16 protein-coding genes are annotated in these 19,937 nt (G+C 56.8%); 5 read left to right on the top strand and 11 right to left on the bottom strand.

Going from position 1 to position 19,937, the window contains the following annotated elements; all coding sequences use genetic code 11:
- Positions 1 to 25: 25 nt before the first annotated feature.
- From J0G10_RS16880 to J0G10_RS16870, 3 genes are all read right to left on the bottom strand, one after another.
- Positions 26 to 1,069, bottom strand: a complete 1,044-nt coding sequence (locus tag J0G10_RS16880; protein ID WP_220556294.1) for a sugar kinase — start codon at positions 1,067 to 1,069, stop codon at positions 26 to 28.
- The gene (locus J0G10_RS16875; protein WP_220556293.1) at positions 1,062 to 1,844 is read right to left on the bottom strand and encodes a sugar phosphate isomerase/epimerase family protein; all 783 of its coding nucleotides are present in this window, start codon (positions 1,842 to 1,844) and stop codon (positions 1,062 to 1,064) included. The genes J0G10_RS16880 and J0G10_RS16875 overlap by 8 nt, the downstream gene beginning before the upstream one ends.
- Before the next feature lie 175 nt (positions 1,845 to 2,019).
- Positions 2,020 to 3,048: a LacI family DNA-binding transcriptional regulator gene (locus tag J0G10_RS16870; protein ID WP_220556292.1), complete on the bottom strand. Its 1,029-nt coding sequence runs from the start codon at positions 3,046 to 3,048 to the stop codon at positions 2,020 to 2,022.
- A 231-nt stretch (positions 3,049 to 3,279) separates the two neighbouring features.
- On the opposite strand from J0G10_RS16870, the gene J0G10_RS16865 reads away from it, so the two are divergent.
- The 3 genes from J0G10_RS16865 (at position 3,280) to J0G10_RS16855 (ending at position 8,946) form a co-directional block, all read left to right on the top strand.
- Positions 3,280 to 4,086: a hypothetical protein gene (locus J0G10_RS16865; protein WP_220556291.1), complete on the top strand. Its 807-nt coding sequence runs from the start codon at positions 3,280 to 3,282 to the stop codon at positions 4,084 to 4,086.
- A gap of 79 nt (positions 4,087 to 4,165) precedes the next feature.
- Positions 4,166 to 6,313, top strand: a complete 2,148-nt coding sequence (locus J0G10_RS16860; RefSeq protein ID WP_220556290.1) for a hypothetical protein — start codon at positions 4,166 to 4,168, stop codon at positions 6,311 to 6,313.
- A 173-nt stretch (positions 6,314 to 6,486) separates the two neighbouring features.
- Positions 6,487 to 8,946 (top strand): autotransporter outer membrane beta-barrel domain-containing protein, encoded by a 2,460-nt coding sequence (locus J0G10_RS16855; protein ID WP_220556289.1) that lies wholly within the window; start codon positions 6,487 to 6,489, stop codon positions 8,944 to 8,946.
- 63 nt (positions 8,947 to 9,009) lie between these two features.
- Here J0G10_RS16855 and J0G10_RS16850 read toward each other — a convergent pair whose 3' ends face one another.
- The 4 genes from J0G10_RS16850 to J0G10_RS16835 form a co-directional block, all read right to left on the bottom strand.
- Positions 9,010 to 9,477, bottom strand: a complete 468-nt coding sequence (locus tag J0G10_RS16850; RefSeq protein WP_095126335.1) for a dimerization/docking domain-containing protein — start codon at positions 9,475 to 9,477, stop codon at positions 9,010 to 9,012.
- Positions 9,478 to 9,775: 298 nt separating this feature from the next.
- A complete protein-coding gene (locus J0G10_RS16845; protein WP_220556288.1) occupies positions 9,776 to 10,417 on the bottom strand; it encodes a DUF1345 domain-containing protein in 642 nt (213 codons plus the stop codon).
- Positions 10,418 to 10,598: 181 nt separating this feature from the next.
- Entirely contained in the window at positions 10,599 to 13,697 is a 3,099-nt protein-coding gene (locus J0G10_RS16840; RefSeq protein WP_095050886.1) for an efflux RND transporter permease subunit, read from the bottom strand.
- A gap of 15 nt (positions 13,698 to 13,712) precedes the next feature.
- A complete protein-coding gene (locus J0G10_RS16835) occupies positions 13,713 to 14,870 on the bottom strand; it encodes an efflux RND transporter periplasmic adaptor subunit (protein ID WP_095050885.1) in 1,158 nt (385 codons plus the stop codon).
- 266 nt (positions 14,871 to 15,136) lie between these two features.
- Here J0G10_RS16835 and J0G10_RS16830 point away from each other — a divergent pair, with 266 nt between their 5' ends.
- A complete protein-coding gene (locus J0G10_RS16830; protein ID WP_007912171.1) occupies positions 15,137 to 15,838 on the top strand; it encodes a response regulator transcription factor in 702 nt (233 codons plus the stop codon).
- A 4-nt stretch (positions 15,839 to 15,842) separates the two neighbouring features.
- A complete protein-coding gene (locus tag J0G10_RS16825) occupies positions 15,843 to 17,144 on the top strand; it encodes an ATP-binding protein (RefSeq protein ID WP_095126333.1) in 1,302 nt (433 codons plus the stop codon).
- Positions 17,145 to 17,271: 127 nt separating this feature from the next.
- On the opposite strand, the gene pncA is transcribed toward J0G10_RS16825, so the two are convergent.
- The 4 genes from pncA to J0G10_RS16805 all read right to left on the bottom strand — a co-directional run bounded on the left by pncA (position 17,272) and on the right by J0G10_RS16805 (position 19,786).
- The gene (gene pncA / locus J0G10_RS16820) at positions 17,272 to 17,898 is read right to left on the bottom strand and encodes a bifunctional nicotinamidase/pyrazinamidase (protein ID WP_220556287.1); all 627 of its coding nucleotides are present in this window, start codon (positions 17,896 to 17,898) and stop codon (positions 17,272 to 17,274) included.
- 47 nt (positions 17,899 to 17,945) lie between these two features.
- A complete protein-coding gene (locus J0G10_RS16815) occupies positions 17,946 to 18,707 on the bottom strand; it encodes an anti-sigma factor family protein (protein ID WP_220556286.1) in 762 nt (253 codons plus the stop codon).
- Positions 18,704 to 19,189: a sigma-70 family RNA polymerase sigma factor gene (locus tag J0G10_RS16810; protein ID WP_425355402.1), complete on the bottom strand. Its 486-nt coding sequence runs from the start codon at positions 19,187 to 19,189 to the stop codon at positions 18,704 to 18,706. Before J0G10_RS16810 ends, J0G10_RS16815 begins: the two co-directional genes overlap by 4 nt.
- Positions 19,190 to 19,252: 63 nt before the next feature.
- The gene (locus J0G10_RS16805; RefSeq protein ID WP_220556285.1) at positions 19,253 to 19,786 is read right to left on the bottom strand and encodes a tetratricopeptide repeat protein; all 534 of its coding nucleotides are present in this window, start codon (positions 19,784 to 19,786) and stop codon (positions 19,253 to 19,255) included.
- Positions 19,787 to 19,937 lie beyond the last annotated feature (151 nt).

Genomic DNA, 19,937 nt, shown 5'->3' with positions numbered 1-19,937 from the left:
GCAGGTTCAATGAATCGGTTGCCTGTCAGGGCCTCATCGCTGGCAAGCCAGCTCCCACAGGGATCTCGGGTATGTCAAAGATTGCATTGCCAACATCAACCCTTGTGGGAGCTGGCTTGCCAGCGATGGCGGCCTCAAATTCGCTGAAGAGTTCAGCCCGAGTTGGAAGGCCCTCCATATCCCCGCGACTCTGCACCGCCCGACTGCCAATCCAGTTCGCACGCTGCACCGCCTCGGCAAAACTCTGGTGCTCAAGCAGGGCACTGATCATCCCCACCGCAAAACCATCACCGGCACCGACCGTGTCGACGACATGCGCCACCGGCACACCGGCGACAAATCCCGATGCCAGATGCGTTCGGTAATAAGCGCCTTCCGGGCCAAGCTTGATCGCCACCGCTTCGGCACCTTGATCAAGATAAAACGCAGCAATGTCCGCCGGGTCTTCGAAACCGGTGAGCAAACGGCCTTCGCTCAACCCCGGCAGCACCCAATGGGCGAGAGCGGCGAGGCGGTTGATCTCGCCGATCATCTCGCGCTCGCTGGCCCACAGGCTCGGACGCAGATTGGGATCGAACGACACACTGCGTCCGGCGTTGCGCATGCGTGTCATCAATTCAAAGGACATCTCCCGCGCCGAGGCCGAGAGCGCTGGAGGAATGCCAGTCGCATGAAGATGGCGAGCGCTCAGCAGATTGGTCGTAATCGACTGCGGCGACAAATGACTGGCCGCCGAACCGCGTCGGAAATACTCGACCTGCGGGTCGCTGCCATCGTCATTGCGCGATTTGAACTGGAAACCGGTCGGGTGCTGTTTGTCGACGTCGACGTGGCTGCAATCCAGACCTTCCTTGATCAAGGCTTCGACCACAAAGCGCCCGAGCGAATCGTCGCCGACCCGGCTCAGCCACGCGACGTTGAAACCCAGGCGCGACAGCCCGATCGCGACATTGCTGTCGGCCCCGGCGATGCGCTTGTGAAAGTGTTCGACTGCCGCCAGATCACCGGTCTGCTCGGCGACCAGCATCGCCATGGTTTCGCCGAACGAGAGAATATCGATCTCAGACATGAGCAGGCTCCAGACGCGATTGGCCGAGGCGGGCGAGGGCGGCGACGTGCTCGGTGGTCAGTTGCACCAGATCATCACCCTGCAACGGATATTCGGCGGCGCGCATAACGCCTTGGGCCATGTGCCGCAACAGTTGTTCCCACAGATGCAGGTCACTGACGGCCGGCGGCACCGCCACCAGTTTGCCGTCGGCGCGACGGGCCACGGCTTTGCAGTGCACATAGCCGACATGGCGGCCGAGCAGGCGGGCTGCGCTGGTGGCGGACTGGTCCTGCCACTGCCAGTTGCCAATGTCGAAAGTCATTTTGATCGGCAGATTGTGCTGCTCGACGGCGGCGAAGAAGCGCTGAAACGGTTCGATGCGTCCGCCGTGCAGAGTCTGGTCGTTTTCCACCAGCAACTGCACCGGGCTGAGCTTCAAACGTTCGGCCAGGGCTTGCAGATCGTTGGTGTCGGTGAAGTAGCCGAGGGAGACTTTCAGCCATTTCGAGCCGAACGCTTCGGCTTGTTGCAGTGCGGTGATCAACTCGGGATTGGGCTGCGCCTGACCGGCCAGCCACAGTTCGGTCGGTGAGGAATAGATGCTTAGCAAGCCCTGCGCCTGCGTGGCCTGCGCCAGCTGCGCAGGGTCTTCACGCGTCAGCAGTTCCTCGCGCCACTCAATGCGATTGGCCCCGGCGGCAGCCAGAACCTCGATGAAAGCATCCTGCCCGCGCTGGCGTACAAGCTCGGCGCCGTAGCTGGACAGGCTGATGGAAACGGCGGGTTTATTCATTGTTATTGACCTCTGAAACCGGTTTCATTTTTGTTCAAAAAAATATCAGGTGTTTCTGTGTTGTCCTTTTGGGCCTCATCGCTGGCAAGCCAGCTCCCACAGTGTTCGGGTCGTACACAAAGGCTTGGTACACCTCTGAACCTGTGGGAGCTGGCTTGCCAGCGATAGCGTCAGCTCAAACACCGCCAACCTCACGGGTTGACCCACGCTCAACCAGCACCGGCGCAAAATCCACCACCCGCGCCACCTCATCATCCCCACGCAACCGCTTGAGCAAACACTCAAACGCCCGCGCGCCAATCTCCTGCGTCGGCTGAGCCAGCGCGGTAATCCCGCTGCCCACCAACGGATACCAATCCAGATCGTCCAGGGCAATCAGCCCGACATCCTCGAACAACCGCACACCCATCTCCCGCAATGTCGTTGTGGCAGTAAGCGCCGCCACACCATTGGCGCAAAACAATGCTTTCGGGCCGTCGCCGGGAGTGTTTAAAAAGGTTTGAAGTTGCGTGTTCAGGTCATCGCCGGTTTCTAGCACCGCCCCGGCCAGGTTCGAGTGCAGCGCGATCTGCGCCTGAAAACTGCTGACCCGCTCGATCCGCGAGCTGGTGCCGTCATACGGTTCAGTCACCAGCACCAGATCCCGATATCCATGCTGCTCCAGATGCGTGATCGCCATCTCAACGGCTTGCGGGTTGTTCAGCCCGACCATGTCGCTGTCGAGCCCGTCGACCTTGCGATCCACCAGCACCAGCGGCATCTCGCGGCGCAGTTCATGCAGTTCGTCACGGTGATGGCCAAGGGTGTTCACGATCAGCCCTTCGATGTTGTACGAACGCAACAGCGCCAGGTGCTGGCGTTCCTGCTCGTCATCGCGGTCGGTGTTGCACACCACCAGGCTGTAGCCATGCGCACGGCAAGCGGTTTCCACCCCGTGCATTACGGCAATCGAATAAGGGTTACGGATATCGGCGACGAGCATACCGATCAGGCGTGTGCGCCCGCGCTTCAGCCCGCGAGCCATCTGGTTAGGTCGGTACCCGAGCTCGGCGATGGCGTGCTCGATGCGCAGAGCGATGGCATCGGAGAGCAGGGCGCGGTCATCGCCGATGAAGCGCGAGACACTGGCCTTGGACACGCCGGCGCGCTCGGCGACGTCGAGCATGGTTACACGGCTGCGTCGGGCGGTGGAGAAGACGTTCATGGTGGCAACTTTATTTTTGTTGGATGAGTTTTGTTAATCGTTGAAACCGGTTTCAGATAACACCAAATACTCCGCCTTCGTCAAGACACGCCTACTACCTGAAGACGTATGCAACCTGAAAATCCCGACAAGCGGTCACGTACCCTGTCAGATCTGACAGTAGGCGGAACTCATTTTGAAGCGCCTAATAAAAGTCATAGCGTTGCAAGCCGATTCAAGCAGGTACGTCAAATGAACGATCCAAAAACAACAAACCTAGCGGGGCGGCCTGGCACTGATCCAATCGGTGTATTTGATTACGACCCCCCGGTAGTTATTGAGGTCGATGCGAATGGAGTCATTCTTCCTATTGCCCATCAAAATGGCTTGACTGTAATAGTACCGAGATGGCCTTTTCCGGCGCCGGTTGGGTCATCGAATTTTCTTTATATTTATTTGGAGGGGGACGAGGTTTTTAATCAAAACTATCCGAGTCCACTAACCGAGCCAGATTATCGGCCAGTCATTGCGCCTAGGTTCTTCGCCGCCGATGGAACGTACCGTTTGCATTACGAGACCATCACGGAAGGAAATCCCGCTTACTCGGGCGACACAATTCTTGTCGTTAGACGCACGCCACCTGTTTTATTGGTTGAGCCTGAATTTCCGAGTAGAAATCTGAACGGATATTTGAATTGCCATTCGACTCCCAAGTTATGGGAGAAGGTGATCGTGCGCATTCCAGTGCCAACGCTGGTGGATTGGTTCGAGAACGACGAGTTGCGTTTGGAGTGGACCGGGTATGCAAGTTTGAATGCTTCCGGTCCAGTGCTGTTTACCCACGAACTGAAGAAGGTATTGACCGCTCAGGAAGTGGTAGAGGGATATGATTTTTTGATAACCGATTATGTGCAATATGTAAAACCGTTGGAAAAAAATTCCTCGGCGTTGGCGGTCTATTCGATATACCGAAACGGTGTGCCTTTTGCGAAGTCATCTCCTGGGCTTATTAAGGTAGACAGGATAATTCCTGGAGAAAATCGCAGCTGTGAACCTTGATTGTTATTGTTTTTTGAAACTTGCTGGATTGCGTTGTTTTTTTGCTGGCGTCGTTAATAAACGGAAGGGAGCTGTTAACATGACAATCGATATGAAGCTAAGCGCTGTACAACAGGCCGCGGAGAACTCTCGGAAAGAACTCAGAAAAAATCGATTAAATATAGGCGTTTCGGCAGATTCGCCAAAACCTGTGATTGTGGGTGTGGCAGATGGTGGAGTAGTGCCCGTTACGATATTGAAAAGCGCCGCGGCACAGGCGGGGACTACAACAGTTGCACGCCAGCCCGATCTTCCCATTACGGTTACTGTTTTCGCATGGGAGTTTCCGAGTGACAGAGACGAAGTAGTTATCGAGGGCTATGCCTTTCAGGAGGGTATCGACGACCCGGATGCTCCTGATAGCTGGGCATGGGTGGAGTGGCTGCGTCAACCGGCCCCCCCTGTTTCCGGTCGGCCTACTCAATGGAATGTCACGTTGCCTGCGGGCAGGCTCACGGATATTCTCACGACGGGTTCTGCCTCACCTACCCAGTGGAAAATCCAAAGTTCGGGACAACTGGACGGCAACCCTCAATACTCTGAAATCACCACTTGTTTCGTGGATACTTTCGCGCCTTTCCACAACAAGGGCGATGTCCGTGTTCTGGCACCCACCCGAGTGGACTTTCCACTGCCTGCGAACGCTAAAATTGATACGGCCTATCTTGAAACCATTCGAACTACCGGGATGGAGTTCACGTTGCCGGTCACAGATGGCAAGTGGGAAATTAAAGCTACAGATAAATGCTTTATTTACTTGAGCCCAACGCTAAGGCCTACACGTCAGCTCACCCCGACTTTGACTGTTGATCCTGTACCAGCGGATGGGAAGGTGTCTATCCCGATGCTGGACATCAGTAAACTGGCAAACGGTACCGTGTGGCTGATCATGGCCTATGAAGATGCGGCGGGTAACCGCAGCGCAGATATGCTCGCCTACAGTCGAATCGTCGAATTTGTCCCACTTCCTGTCCCCGCTCCTCCGATCATTGACGCTGCCAACACCGCCGGCGATAACGTCATTGACCTCGCCGATGTGAGGTTCTACGGAACTTCAGGGGTACCGATTAGAGTTTTACGTCCTCTAAATACGCAAGACACCGACAAGGCTACTGTGTTTTTCGAGAATTTTGAAACAATTGACCTTGATCCTCCGGTGCAAGAGTTTGGAACCAATACCGAGTTGACCTTCAGGATTAAATGGAATGACTTGAAAACGATTTACGCCTCTCTTGCTGGAGGAGACCCTGACGTTCGTGAAGTTGGCACGCGTGTCGTGTGGACCTGGATGCGTGGTCTCACTCCGAAAGACTCCCCGGCGGCAACTCCCGATCTGGATTTCTCCTACCCAGGTGAGGAAAACCCGGATGAGCCTGATGAAATCAATAAATTGCTGGCGAAAGTGCAACTTCGTGGGGTCGACAAGATTCTGAATACACTGAATCCTCCGGATCTGCTGACAGATCCGGAGGTCATTATTCCATTGCCGACCACCGAGCCATTGGGTAACGACGTTGTTTGTAAGTGGTTCTACAACGGACTTGTCGTCAATGAGTTTTCACCGGAAGGTTTGACGGAATACAAAGGTACTTTGCCCGCCCAGAGAGTGGTTGATGGTCAAGCCGGGGACAAATTGACCTACTGGAGCTTCTCGTATATCGGCGGTATCAACCCGCAACGGTCTCTGGATGAAACGGTCACGGTGACAACTGTCGCGAAGGAAGTGCCTGACCCGGTCATTGACAGGTTGTTCGACAACGGCACGATTATCAACTGCCCAACCGTTGGATTCATCCGAGGCGTCAAACCACCTCTGCCGTTTTTGACTTTCAGGGTCGCGGCGAATCCTGTTCTGGCTGGCTTGCAAAGCATTACCGCCCATTGGGTTGGGACTACTGATGCTGCCGGACAATCGCCAATCACTGATACCGATCAAGATGTGCCTATTACTGTAACCGGAACCGAAGCCACGACGGGCATCACGGGTCAGATCGCGGAGTATCTGACCAAGATTGTACCGATCCAGACGCGCCCGGATCCTTTCCCTGCACCTGCGCCGGCCATTACTTATGCATCACTCAAGTACACGGTGGTGTGGACCGATGGTACTCGAGCAACATCGAATGCCACAGTGAAGATTATTTCTCTGGTCAATGGGAACCGTGAGTTCTGTCATGAAGTGAGGTGATTAGAGGGAGAGTCAATAAAACCGGGTCCGATTAAACGGGAGGCATGAGAAATGCCTTCCCGTTTGGTTTTTTCAACGGCGCAGATTTTTCTTTCAGTAGTTAAGGATTAGTCCTACAGAAAAGCGAGAACTTGGTCTGTAGCCTTCTGGCCATTCTGGGGGAGGAAACTTTAATGGGAAGCCCCCCCAAGTTATCCTTGTTGATTTATTTTTGGGTGGTAATTCTTATGCCTTTGCATTGTTTTGACAAAAAACTGATGGCGGGTCGTGCAGGAAAATTCTGGTTTCTCGCTTTTTCCGTATTGTCCACATCGATGGCTCATGCTCGCGCCATCATCACCGATGAAACGATCAATAATAGTGCGCCAGTGGAGGACTTTATTATTGGGCGGGGTGCTACGTTGACCGTGAATAATGCTGAGACATTAAATATTTCTTCGAATGCTTCAAAGCTGGTTGTTAATGCCGGAACCTTGCAAGATATTCGAGCAACTAACGGTTCGACAGTGACGCTCGATCGTGCCACGGTCACGGCGCGTGCAAATCAGCCGGCTGTCACCATTACCAACTCAACCGCTGTCATCACAAACAGCACGATTACCAGTGATACCACAGGGTTGCAGGTTGGGCGTATACCTAGCGCGCCTCGTGAGACAGTGGTGTCCCTGATTGGAACTACGGTTACCGGCGGTATAGAAGCAGCGGTCGTCAGCGCGCAAACTACACTCAACCTGACCCGTTCTGATCTGATTTCCAATAGCGCCAATGGTTACGGTTTACGCTTGGCCAGCGGCGATGTTTTCGCACAAGGCGGCAGTATCGTCGGAGGAATGAATGGCATCTTGCTGAGCGGGGATAATTTTATCGATCGCGCCAATACCCTGGTGCTGGATGGCACGCGCGTGTCGGGAGGCAGCGGTGCCGCTATAGCGGTCGATAGCGCCGGGCGTTCGATTGTTACTAACGTACACGTACGCAATGGTGCCGATCTGGTTAGCGGAAATGGCAATTTGTTAGAGGTTGGCAACGGTGGATTAGTTAACCTGACTGTTGATAACAGCGCACTCACTGGAAACGTCGAAATTGCAAATGGCGCGTCTGCCAATATCACATTGCAAAATGATAGCTCGTTGTCCGGTAATCTTCACAATGCGGCAGCAGTTAATGTGAATAACCGAAGCTTTCTCAAAGGGGATATTGTTAACGATGTGCCTGGCGGTGCTTCTGTAGTAATTGACTCTGCGTCTGTCGTCCAGGGGAATATTTACAACTCCACGAGCGTCGATGTGAATAATGGCGCTCAGTGGAAAATGACCGGAAACAACCTGGTCAGTAAACTGCATCTTAATGGCGGCACTGTTGATTTGACTGGCGGTGATGCGTTTAATCGTGTTGATATCGTCAATCTGTCGGGCACTGGTATTTTTGCGATGAGAGCAGATCTTGCCGCTGATGAAAGTGATTTTTTGAATGTTTCCGGTACGGCTACAGGGAGCCACCAGTTATTGATAGCTGCCAGTGCCAACGATCCAGCTTCGGGTAATCCTTTGAAAATCGGTAACATTGCGACTGGCGATGCCGCTTTCTCTTTACTGAATGGTTCTGTGGATGCGGGAGCATTCACTTATAAACTGTTAAAGGAAGGGGAGGGGTTGTACCTTGCTCCGGACAAAGAGACGGTCAGCACAGGTACCAATACGGCCTTGGCAATTGCTGCAACTGCACCGACTATTCTCTATGCAGAAATGACTACGTTGAATAATCGGCTCGGTGATCGACGTTTGAATGGCGCTGAGCCGAGTGTCAGCGCCCGATCGACAGGACAATCTCAAGCCGGGGTCTGGATCCGAACCTATAGCAATCAATACAATGTTGACAATGCCTATGGTGACGGTTATTCACAAAGCCAGAAAGGTGTATCGGTGGGGGCAGACGCACCTTTACCGATAGGAGATGGCCAATGGCTGGCGGGAGGCTTTATCGGTTATAGCAAAACCGAGATGGATCTGAAACGAGGGAGCAACGCGACTGTCAACAGCGGATATCTTGGCGGCTATCTAACCTGGTACGACGCAGCGACGGGCTTTTACGTTGATACGGTCACCAAAATCAACCAGTTCGATAACAGTGCCAAAGTCACTATGAGCGATGGAACACGAACCAAAGGTGATTATAAGAATCTGGCACTCAGTGGTTCGGTCGAGGTTGGCAAACATATCGCTTTTGAAAATGGCGTGTTCCTGGAACCCTTTACCCAAGTCGCGGCTGCCATCGCTCAGGGCAAGGACTACACGCTTGATAATGGCTTGCGCGTCAGTAATGATCACACCCGCTCACTGGTCGGCAAGGTCGGTACCACGGTCGGCAGCGAAATGGCCTTGGCCAATGGTGGAAAATTGCAACCCCGATTAAAAGTCGCACTTTCACAAGAATTTATAAAAAATAACAAGGTCACTGTGAATGACACTCAATTTAATGATGATCTGTCGGCTACTGCTGTGGAGTTGGGCGCAGGAATAAACTGGACGCCGACGAAAAAAGCCTGGCAGGTTTACAGTGAGGTCAATACCAGTACGAGTAAAACCGTCAGCCAGGATTGGAGCGCTAGCGTCGGAGTGAGTTATAACTTCTAATGTTTGTATAAGAATCATAAAATAAAAAGGAAGCCAGGCTTCCTTTTTATTGTTCGCTATTTTTCAAATGATTGCGGTGTCGTAACTTAATTGGCCGGAGATTTTGAATGAGCTGCCTTCGGTGTCGCTAACGGTTATATCAAAATTCCCATCGATTTTGCTGACTTCATCACCTTTGCGTATTAGGTTCAGAAATACTGTGCCTTGGATGGCAGAATAAATATGAGGCTCGGCATCAGCTGTGTCGATGTAGTCAATTTTGAGTCCCTTGGTTGTAGCGGGAATGAAGAAAGTTCCGCCTTCAGTGCCTTCAGGGAAAAGCAGGGTAATCGTTTTCGTGTCGATTCGGGTTTCATCTACTCTAACAATGTGCTCGGCTGTGAATACCCATTGTTTGCCACCTAATTCCGGGTAGTCTTCCAGTTTCAGATTGAAGTAATTGGCGTTAAAGTTTACTACGTCGTTATTGCGCAAGATTTGGGCAGTGAATGAATTTATGGTTTGGATGGTTACATTGAGCGGCGCATTCATGAACGTTCTCCGAATTTAGTTGGGTACCTATCCATAAGCCAGATCCAGCTTAATGCATGGATGTCACATATAAACGTGTGTGCGCAACTTTGTATACTGTCAGAGTTGACAGGTGTACAGGCGGGTAGTTTTATGCTTCTGCAGATTGCAAGGGTGTTTCTTTATATGCAGTACGGTTTTTATACTTTAAAGCGTGATGCCCTGATTTCCCATGTTGGAAAGCGTATCAAGTCATCGTTCGCTGGCTCGTATGGTAATCAAATTGCAGGCGGTAATCCTGAAAGGCTTCGCACCGCCGTCAGCCGAACAGCCCCGCTGCAATATTGATCGAAAACCCCAGGATTGCTGTGTTGAAAACAAATCCGATCAACGACTGCGCCAGCACGATTTTCCGTATATCCCGTGTCGCCACGCCTACATCCGCTGTCTGCACTGCCACACCGATGGTGAACGAGAAGTACAAGAAGTCCCAGTAGTTGGGCGTGGTCAGACCTTCGGCAAAACGCAGGGCCGGCTCCTTGCTATCGCAGGTGTAATACAACCTCGCGTAGTGCACGCAGAAAATCACTCCGATCAGCAGCCACGAACCGATCACCGTGAGGGCGGTAAAGCCGTAGTGCAGGAGCTTGCGCGTGGTTTCCAGATCTTTGCTGCCCGCGAGTTCGAAGGTGATGGTCGCCAGACTAGCGAGGGCAGCGATGCACACCACAAACAGCACCAGCCCGGCATTTTCGTCTTCGACTTCAGCGATACGTTTGACGTCCGGCGCCTTGGCGCGCACGGTCAGCCAGAACATCAGGATCAGGTAAGTCCAGACACCGGCGTTCCAGCCGATGAGGATTTTGCTGACGATGGAATCGGCGGGGGCCAACAGACCAGTGGCGAGGCCGAAGAGGGCGGCGGCAGACAGGCGAGGGTGGGTGCGGGCGAGCAAGCGCATGGGGACTCGATGGGCCAGGGTAGTTCAGACACCTTAGCCCAGCGATGCAGGATATGACCACTGACTCGAGTTTACGAAGAACCCTGTGGGAGCGAGCCTGCTCGCGAAGGCGTCGGTAGATTCAACATAGATGTTGGCAGACCGGACGCTTTCGCGAGCAGGCTCGCTCCCACAATTGGTATCAGTGGGGTTTGGTGAATCGTTGTACGAGCTTCATGACCACGACGAAGAACACCGGGACGAAGATGACCGCCAGCGTCGCGGTGATCATCCCGCCAATCACGCCGGTTCCGATCGCCTGCTGACTCGCCGAGCTGGCGCCGGTGGCAATGGCCAGTGGCACCACGCCGAGAATGAATGCCAGCGAAGTCATCACGATCGGTCGCAGACGCAAACGCGCGGCCTGCAACGTCGCATCGATCAGGTCGTGACCTTCGTCATACAGGCTCTTGGCAAACTCGATGATCAGGATCGCGTTCTTCGCCGACAGACCGATGATGGTGATCAGGCCAACCTTGAAGAACACATCATTGGGCATGCCGCGCAATGTCACCGCCAGCACCGCGCCGAGCACGCCCAGCGGCACTACCAGCAACACCGAGGTCGGAATCGACCAGCTCTCGTACAGCGCCGCCAGACACAGGAACACCACCAGCAACGACAGCCCAAGCAGGATCGGCGCCTGGTTGCCGGACAAGCGTTCCTGCAACGACAGCCCTGTCCATTCCTGGCCCAGACCTTTCGGCCCCTGCGCCACCAGACGTTCAATCTCCGCCATGGCCTCACCCGTGCTGTGCCCCGGCGACGGTTCGCCGGAAATCGCAATCGCCGGATAGCCGTTGTAACGGGTCAACTGCGCCGGGCCTTGAATCCAGTTGGCCTGCACGAACGCAGACAGCGGCACCATGTGCCCGGTGTTGTTACGTACATGCATTTTCAGCAGATCGGCCACCTGGCTGCGTTGATCGCCTTCGGCTTGCACGACAACACGCTGCATGCGCCCCTGATTGGGGAAATCGTTGATGTAGCTGGAGCCGACGGCAGTGGACAGCACATTGCCGATATCGGCGAACGATACGCCCAGGGCATTGGCCTGCTTGCGGTCGACCACCAACTGCACCTGCGGCGCTTCGGCCAGCGCGCTTTCACGCACGTTCATCAGTACCGGGCTTTTCTCGGCGGCTGCGAGCAGTTCGGTGCGCGCTTGCATCAAGGTCGCATGGCCGAGGCCGCCGCGATCCTGCAAGCGGAACTCGAAACCGCTCGATGTGCCGAGGCCATCCACGGGCGGTGGCAGCACCGAGAACGCCATGGCGTCCTTGATTTCAGTCAGTGCGATATTGGCGCGATCGGCAATCGAGCTGGCGGCATCATCACTGCTGCGCTGCGACCAGTCCTTCAGCGTCGAGAACGCCAAGGCTGCGTTCTGGCCGCTCCCGGAGAAACTGAAACCGAGAATCACCACGGTGTCACTGATCCCCGGCTCGCTGGCGTTATGTGCCTCAAGCTGTTCAGCCACGGCCACCGTGCGGTTCTTGGTAGCGCCGGGCGGCAGTTGAATATCCGTGATGGTGTAGCCCTGATCTTCCACCGGCAGGAACGAGGAGGGCAGACGCGCGAAGCACAGGCCCAGTCCAACCAGCAGCACAGCGTAGATCAGCAGGTAACGGCCGCTGCGTTTCAGCGCATAGCCGACCCAGCCCTGATAGCGATCAGTCAGGTGCTCGAAGCGGCGGTTGAACCAGCCGAAGAAGCCGGATTTTTCGTGGTGTTCGCCCTTGGCAATCGGCTTGAGCAGCGTCGCGCACAGTGCCGGCGTGAGGGTCAGGGCGAGGAACGCTGAGAACAGAATCGATGTCGCCATCGACAGCGAGAACTGCTGGTAAATCACCCCGACCGAGCCTTGCATGAACGCCATCGGAATGAACACCGCGACCAGCACCAGCGTGATACCGATGATCGCGCCGGTAATCTGTGTCATCGCCTTGCGTGTGGCTTCCTTGGGCGACAGGCCCTCGGTGGCCATGATCCGCTCGACGTTCTCCACCACGACGATGGCGTCGTCCACCAGAATACCGATGGCCAAGACCATGCCGAACATGGTCAGCACGTTGATCGAGAAGCCCAGCGCGAGCATGGTCGCGAACGTGCCCATCAGCGCCACCGGCACCACTAGCGTCGGGATCAACGTGTAGCGCACGTTCTGCAGGAACAGGAACATCACCGCAAACACCAGCAGCATCGCTTCGCCCAAGGTGTAAATCACTTTGGTGATCGAGACTTTGACGAACGGCGAAGTGTCGTACGGAATCTTGTATTCCACGCCCGCCGGGAAGTAGCGCGACAGCTCATCCATCTTCGCCCGCACCAGGGTCGCGGTGTTCAGCGCGTTGGCGCCCGGCGACAACTGCACGCCGACAGCGGTCGACGGTTTGCCGTTGAGACGCGTACCGAACTGGTATTCCTGACTGCCGATCTCGACCCGCGCGACGTCACCGATGCGCACGGTGGAGCCGTCGCGATTGGCCTTGAGCACGATGTCGGCGAACTCTTGCGGCGTCGACAACTGCCCCTTCACCAGAATGGTCGCAGTAATTTCCTGGCTGGACGGATTGGGCAGATCGCCGATGCTGCCAGCGGACACCTGGGCGTTCTGCGCCACGATAGCTTCATTGACGTCAGCCGGTGTCAGGTTGAACGCGATCAGCTTCTGCGGATCGATCCAGATGCGCATGGCCCGTTCGGCGCCGTACAACTGCGCCTTGCCGACACCTTCCAGACGTTTGATCTCGTTCATCACGTTACGCGCCAGATAATCGCTGAGCGCCACGTCATCGAGCTTGCCGTCGCTGGAGGTCAGGGTGATCAGCAAGAGGAAACCGGACGAAACCTTTTCGACCTGCAAACCTTGCTGATTGACCGCTTGCGGCAGGCGCGACTCGACTACCTTGAGGCGGTTTTGCACGTCGACTTGCGCCAGCTCCGGGTTGGTGCCCGGCTGGAACGTGGCTTTGATCGTCGCGCTGCCGAGGCTGCTTTGCGATTCGAAATACAGCAAGTGATCGGCGCCGTTGAGCTCTTCCTCGATAAGGCTGACCACGCTTTCATCGACGGTCTGCGCCGAGGCGCCGGGATACACGGCGTAGATTTCGATCTGCGGCGGGGCGACGTCGGGGTATTGCGCCACCGGCAACTGTGGGATGGCCAGCGCACCGGCCAACAGGATGAACAGCGCGACGACCCAGGCAAACACCGGGCGGTCGATAAAGAACTGCGGCATAGAAAAGCGTCCTGCTTACTGACCAGAGGTCTGGGCAAGTGGAAGAGGGGTGTTGTCGATCTGCACGGTTTCGCCGGGGCGGGCGTGTTGCAGGCCTTCGATGACGATGCGGTCGCCGGGCTTGAGGCCGCCGGTGACGATCCAGCGATTGTTCTGCACCGCGCCCAGTTGCACCGGTTGCTCAGCGACGCGCATCTGCTCATCGACGGTCAGCACCTGAGCAATGCCGGCGCTGTCACGCTGCACGGCACGCTGCGGCACGGTAATGCCGTTCTGGATGGTTGCCTGTTCCAGACGCACGCGGATGAAACTGCCCGGCAGCAAGTCGAGATCCGGATTTGGGAATTCGCTGCGCAGGATGATCTGACCCGTGCCCGGGTCGACGGTGATGTCGCTGAAGAGTAATTTGCCTGGCAGCGGATACAGGCTGCCGTCATCCTGAATCAGCGTGGCTTTGACCTGATCCTGGCCGACTTCCTGCAGTTGCCCGGAACGGAACGCGCGGCGCAACTCGTTGAGTTCACGGGTCGACTGGGTGAGGTCGGCGTGAATCGGGTTGAGCTGCTGAATCAGTGCCAACGGTGTGGTTTCGTTCTGCCCGACCAGTGCGCCTTCGGTGACCAGCGCACGGCCGACGCGACCGGAAATCGGCGCGGTGACGGTGGCATAACCCAGATTCAGTTTCGCCCGTTCGACGGCAGCCTTGTTGGCCGCAACGTCAGCGGCGGTTTGCCGGGCATTGGCGCGGGCGTTGTCGTAGTCCTGAGCGCTGATGGCTTTGTCATCGATCAACTGGGCGTAGCGTTGCTCTTGCAGTTTCGCTTGAAAGGCATTGGCTTCTGCCTTGCGCAGCGCAGCTTCGGCGCTGTCGAGGTCAGCCTTGAACGGCGCCGGGTCAATGCGGAACAGCACATCGCCTTTTTTCACGTCGCTGCCTTCGCGGAAGGTGCGTTGCAAGACCACACCGGCCACCCGTGCGCGCACTTCGGCGATGCGTGGCGCGGCGATGCGGCCGCTGAGTTCGCTGCTGATCGTCAGGGGATGCGCTTCGAGCGTCTCGATGCGCACCGTGGCCGGTGATGCCTGATCCTCGGCTTTCGAGGATGAATCACAGGCGCTCAGTGTCAGCGCCATCGCGATCAGGCCGAGTCCGGCCAGCAGTTTCTTCGACATGTACAACCCCCAATATTGATGTCCGCATCCTACGGGCAGACGCCGAGATTAGCGGTGAAGCTTTGTAGGCGCTGTGTGAAATTGTGTAAGGGTTTTGCTCAGGGATGGGCGAGGGCGTATATCCTTCAGGTCTTGAAATTTATTGCGACAGATAGATAGCTTTCGCGAGCAGGCTCGCTCCCACAGGGGATCGCATTCCAAGTGTGGGAGCGAGCCTGCTCGCGAATGGGCCTTATCAGTCGCCACAGCACTTTCTGGATCACCCCATGCCCAACATCCTCCTGGTCGAAGACGACACCGCCCTCGCCGAACTGATTTCCAGCTACCTGGAGCGCAACGGATACTCCGTCAGCGTGATCGGCCGTGGCGACCATGTGCGCGAGCGGGCGCGAGTCAATCCGCCGGATCTGGTGATCCTCGACCTGATGCTGCCCGGCCTTGATGGCCTGCAAGTCTGCCGTTTATTGCGCGCCGATTCGGCGACGTTGCCGATCCTGATGCTGACGGCTCGCGATGACAGTCACGATCAAGTGCTGGGCCTGGAAATGGGCGCCGACGATTACGTCACCAAACCCTGCGAGCCGCGCGTGTTGTTGGCACGGGTGCGCACCTTGTTGCGCCGCAGCAGCCTCGGCGAACCGCTGACCGCCAATGACCGCATTCTCATGGGCAATCTGTGCATCGACCTGTCCGAGCGCACCGTGACGTGGCGCGATCAGCCGGTCGAGCTGTCCAGCGGCGAATACAACTTGCTCGTGGTGCTGGCTCGCCATGCCGGCGAAGTGTTGAGCCGCGATCAGATCCTGCAACGCCTGCGCGGTATCGAATTCAACGGCACCGATCGCTCGGTGGACGTGGCGATTTCCAAGCTGCGCCGCAAGTTCGACGACCATGCGGGCGAGGCGCGCAAGATCAAGACCGTGTGGGGCAAGGGCTATCTGTTCAGCCGCTCAGAGTGGGAATGCTGAGCTGATGTTTCGCATCCTGTTTCGCCTGTATCTGGTGACGATCGTCTCCTACAGCGCGGCGATCTATCTGGTGCCGGATCTGGTGGTCATGGCGTTCCGGGATCGCTTCGTCACTTACAACCTCGATTATTCGCGCGGTCTGCAATCGCTGATTACCCGTCAGTTTCACGCCGTGCCGCACGAGCAGTGGCCGGCGCTGGCGGCGTCGATGGACAAGGATTTCCAGCCGCTGCACATCGCCCTCGCGCGGATCGACGATGCCGGGTTCACCGCTCTCGAGCAGCAACGCCTGCGCCGTGGTGAAAACGTCGTACGCATTGGCGACTGGGGCTGGCGCACGTTGGCGGTGACGCCGCTGGACGACACCACCGCCGTGCAAATGGTCGTGCCGCCGGATCCGCTGGACGTCAATCTGTTGTACTGGAGCATCAACGTCCTGATCGGCGCGAGTCTGCTCGCCTGCCTGTTGATGTGGCTGCGCCCGCATTGGCGTGATCTGGAACGCCTCAAAGGCACTGCCGAACGCTTCGGTAAAGGTCACTTGAGCGAGCGCACAAAAATCGCTCCGAGCTCCAACATCGGCAGCCTCGCCAATGTTTTCGACACCATGGCGGGCGATATCGAAAACCTGCTCAATCAGCAGCGTGACCTGCTCAACGCCGTGTCCCATGAACTGCGTACGCCACTGACTCGTCTGGATTTCGGCCTGGCTCTCGCCCTGTCCGATGACTTGCCGAGCGCCAGCCGCGAGCGCTTGTTGGGCCTGGTCGCGCACATTCGTGAGCTGGATGAGTTGGTACTGGAATTGCTCTCTTACAGCCGTTTGCAGAACCCGGCGCAACTGCCGGAGCAGGTCGAGGTGTCGCTGGATGAGTTCATCGACAGCATTCTGGGCAGTGTCGATGAAGAGCTGGAGTCGCCGGAGATCGTCATCGATGTGTTGCTGCACGGTCAGCTCGAACGCTTCTCGCTCGATCCACGCCTGACCGCGCGGGCGATCCAGAACCTGCTGCGCAATGCCATGCGCTATTGCGAAAAACGCATTCAGATTGGCGTGCAGGTCAATGCCGAGGGCTGTGAGATCTGGGTCGATGATGACGGCATCGGTATTCCCGATGATGAGCGAGAGCGGATTTTCGAGCCGTTCTATCGACTTGATCGCAGTCGTGATCGGGCTACGGGTGGGTTTGGTCTTGGTCTGGCGATCAGCCGTCGCGCGCTGGAAGCACAGGGCGGCACACTGACCGTTGAGTCTTCACCGTTGGGCGGGGCCCGCTTTCGGTTGTGGTTGCCCAATAACGCCTGAGCTGCGTGACGCTGAAAATCTGCCTTTGGGAGCGAGCTTGCTCGCGAAAGCGTCGGGTCAGTCAACGCATACTTGGCTGACATACCGCCTTCGCGAGCAGGCTCGCTCCTACAGGGAATTGCGTTGTTCAGACCAGCTCTGTGGATTGAATCAACCCGACCCCGGCACTTTGCATCCGCTCAATCGCTGCCGCCAGTGATCCATTCAGATCGATCGCCCGGCACGCATCCATCACCACATAAGTATTGAACCCCGCCGCCCGCGCATCCAGCGCCGAAAACATCACGCAGAAATCCAGTGCCAGCCCCACCATGTAGACCGTATCGATCCCGCGCTCTTTCAGGTAGCCGGACAGCCCCGTGGTGGTATGACGATCGGCCTCCAGAAAGGCCGAATAGCTGTCGATATCCGGATTGCAGCCCTTGCGAATGATCAGTTGGGCGTGAGGCAGGTCAAGTTCCCGGTGAAACTCGGCCCCCGGTGTCGATTGCACACAATGGTCGGGCCAGAGCGTCTGCTCGCCATAAGGCAACTGGATGACATCGTAGGGCTGGTGCCCGGGATGACTGGACGCGAATGAGGCGTGACCGGTCGGATGCCAGTCCTGTGCGACGACAACCTGGGTGAACTGGCGGGCGAGCCGGTTGATCAGCGGTACAATCAGGTCTCCTTCGGGGACCGCTAATCGACCGCCGGGGGTGAAGTCGTTTTGAACGTCGATCACCAGTAAGGCAGAACGGGATGAATCTGGCATCGTGGAGGCATCCTCGGAAAAAATACGCGCTGAGCATAGTGCAGGAACTAGCTGGTGATTAAGCGGCTTTTTAACAGTTTTGCCTTGTCTTCCAGCGCTATCGGGGCGTCGTGTCCGATCAGCATCCAGGCGTGTTCACGTTCAGTCCAATACACCACGTTCATCTCACGCCGACGCTCATGGGCCAACGGCTGACTGCCGCTGTTCGAGCGGGTCACACACAGCGCCAATGGCCCATGTTTCGCATCCAGATAAACGATCTGCGCAATCGGTACGCCGTCGTACTCCAGCATCTGCGCCCGTTTGAATTCGGCATCAGGCAGCTTCAAAGTGGCTGGCGCAAGGTTCAGGCCCAGGCGCGCATCGACGGTGCGCAGTTGCACGCGTTGGGAGGCTTCGTCGGTGGGCAGGTGATCGAGCGTTTGCGGCACATACAGCGCCATGTAATCGCCCACCAATGCCCGCCAGTTGTTCGATTGCGCGGCGTGCCAGCCGAGGAATAACCGGTCGGCCAACACGCCACCGGCCAACAGCGCAGCGGCGGCGCCACCGATAAACCAGCGGCGATTGAAGCCCGGAGGCTGCGGCGCTGGAATGGCGTCCAGCCGCGCTTGCAGACGCTCCAGCGGGGCCTGTTGCGCCAGCTCGTCATAGGCGTTCTTGTACGGCAGGTTGCTGCGGCTGAGCCATTGCACGCGCAGACTCAGCAGTGAGTCTTCGGCAATGGCATTGTCGAGTTGATGGCGATAGTCGCCGTCGAGTTCGCCGTCGAGGTAGGCGACCAGTTGCTCATCCGAAGGTGGGTTCATGATCGGTCTCCTTCGGTGGATTTCGGCACGGTCTGCAGCGGTGGGTATTCGGCGAGTTTGAGGCGGGCGGTGGCCAGACGGCTCATGACCGTGCCGATCGGCACTTGCAGGATTTCAGCGACTTCGCGGTAGGACAAGCCTTCGACATAGGCCAAATACACTGTTTCGCGCTGGGTTTCCGGCAGCGCGTCGACGCGGCGGATCACTTGCGCGGCCATCACATGCGTCTGCGCGGCGTACTCACCATCGAACGCCAGTTGACCATCGGCATCGACCTGCCCCGTCCCCTGACGCACGCGACGAGCGCGTACTTCATTGAGCCAGATCGAATGCAGAATGCTCAGCAACCAGCGATCCATGCGCGTACCGGCGATGTACTGATTGGCGCGCTCCAGCGCTCGCACGCAGGTGGCTTGCACCAGATCCTCGGCCACGTGTCGATTGCGCGACAGTAGTAGACCGTAGCGCCACAGTCGCGCCAGGTGCTGCCCGAGTTCTGCTCTGAATGCCTGATCGTTGAAGATGATGGCGGCCCTTATAAGTGCTCAGGTTTTCGATGAGTCGTTGATGGCTTCGGCCAGGTCCTGGTATTCCTCGCACGACGTGCCGCAAATCGATTGGATCTGCTGCAACTGCTCTTGCGCCAGGTCGACGCGGCCTTTGATCACATAGGCCTCGCCGAGGTATTCGCGCACTTGCGCGTACTGCGGATCGAGTTTCACCGATTGCAGGTAATAACCGATGCCCTCGTCAGTGCGCCCCAGCTTGCGCGTGGCGTAACCGCGATAGTTGAGGGCCTTGGCGGTGTGCGGTTGCTTGAGCGTATCGAGCAGTGCCAGGGCTTCATCGTAGCGACCGGCCTTGGCGAGGCGATAGGCGTAATCGGTACGGTCAGCGTCCGGCAGCAGGCTGCTGGTTTGCAGTACGCATTTCTGCGTTTTGCTGTCCCAGACCTGGCCTTTCGGGCATTCCGGTTTCTGCACCGGCGCTTCTTCATCACCATTGGCCAAGGCCAACTGGCTGGACATCGCGGCGACCACCAGCAACGGGGCGGCGAACATAACGGAACGGATAGTCATGGGCAAGGCTCCACAGGGGGTTATGTTTCACTTTGAACACCACAGGGTGAATTTTTATTCATTGCTTTATCAGTGACTGTTCAAGTTCAGCGTAAATTCAAGCGCTATGCTCGTCAGCGTCTGCCGTCGATCCGATGTTTTGTCGTAAGGA

Source organism: Pseudomonas germanica (assembly GCF_019614655.1).
Taxonomy (GTDB): domain Bacteria; phylum Pseudomonadota; class Gammaproteobacteria; order Pseudomonadales; family Pseudomonadaceae; genus Aquipseudomonas; species Aquipseudomonas neuropathica.
This window is presented reverse-complemented; position numbering and strand designations above follow the sequence as displayed.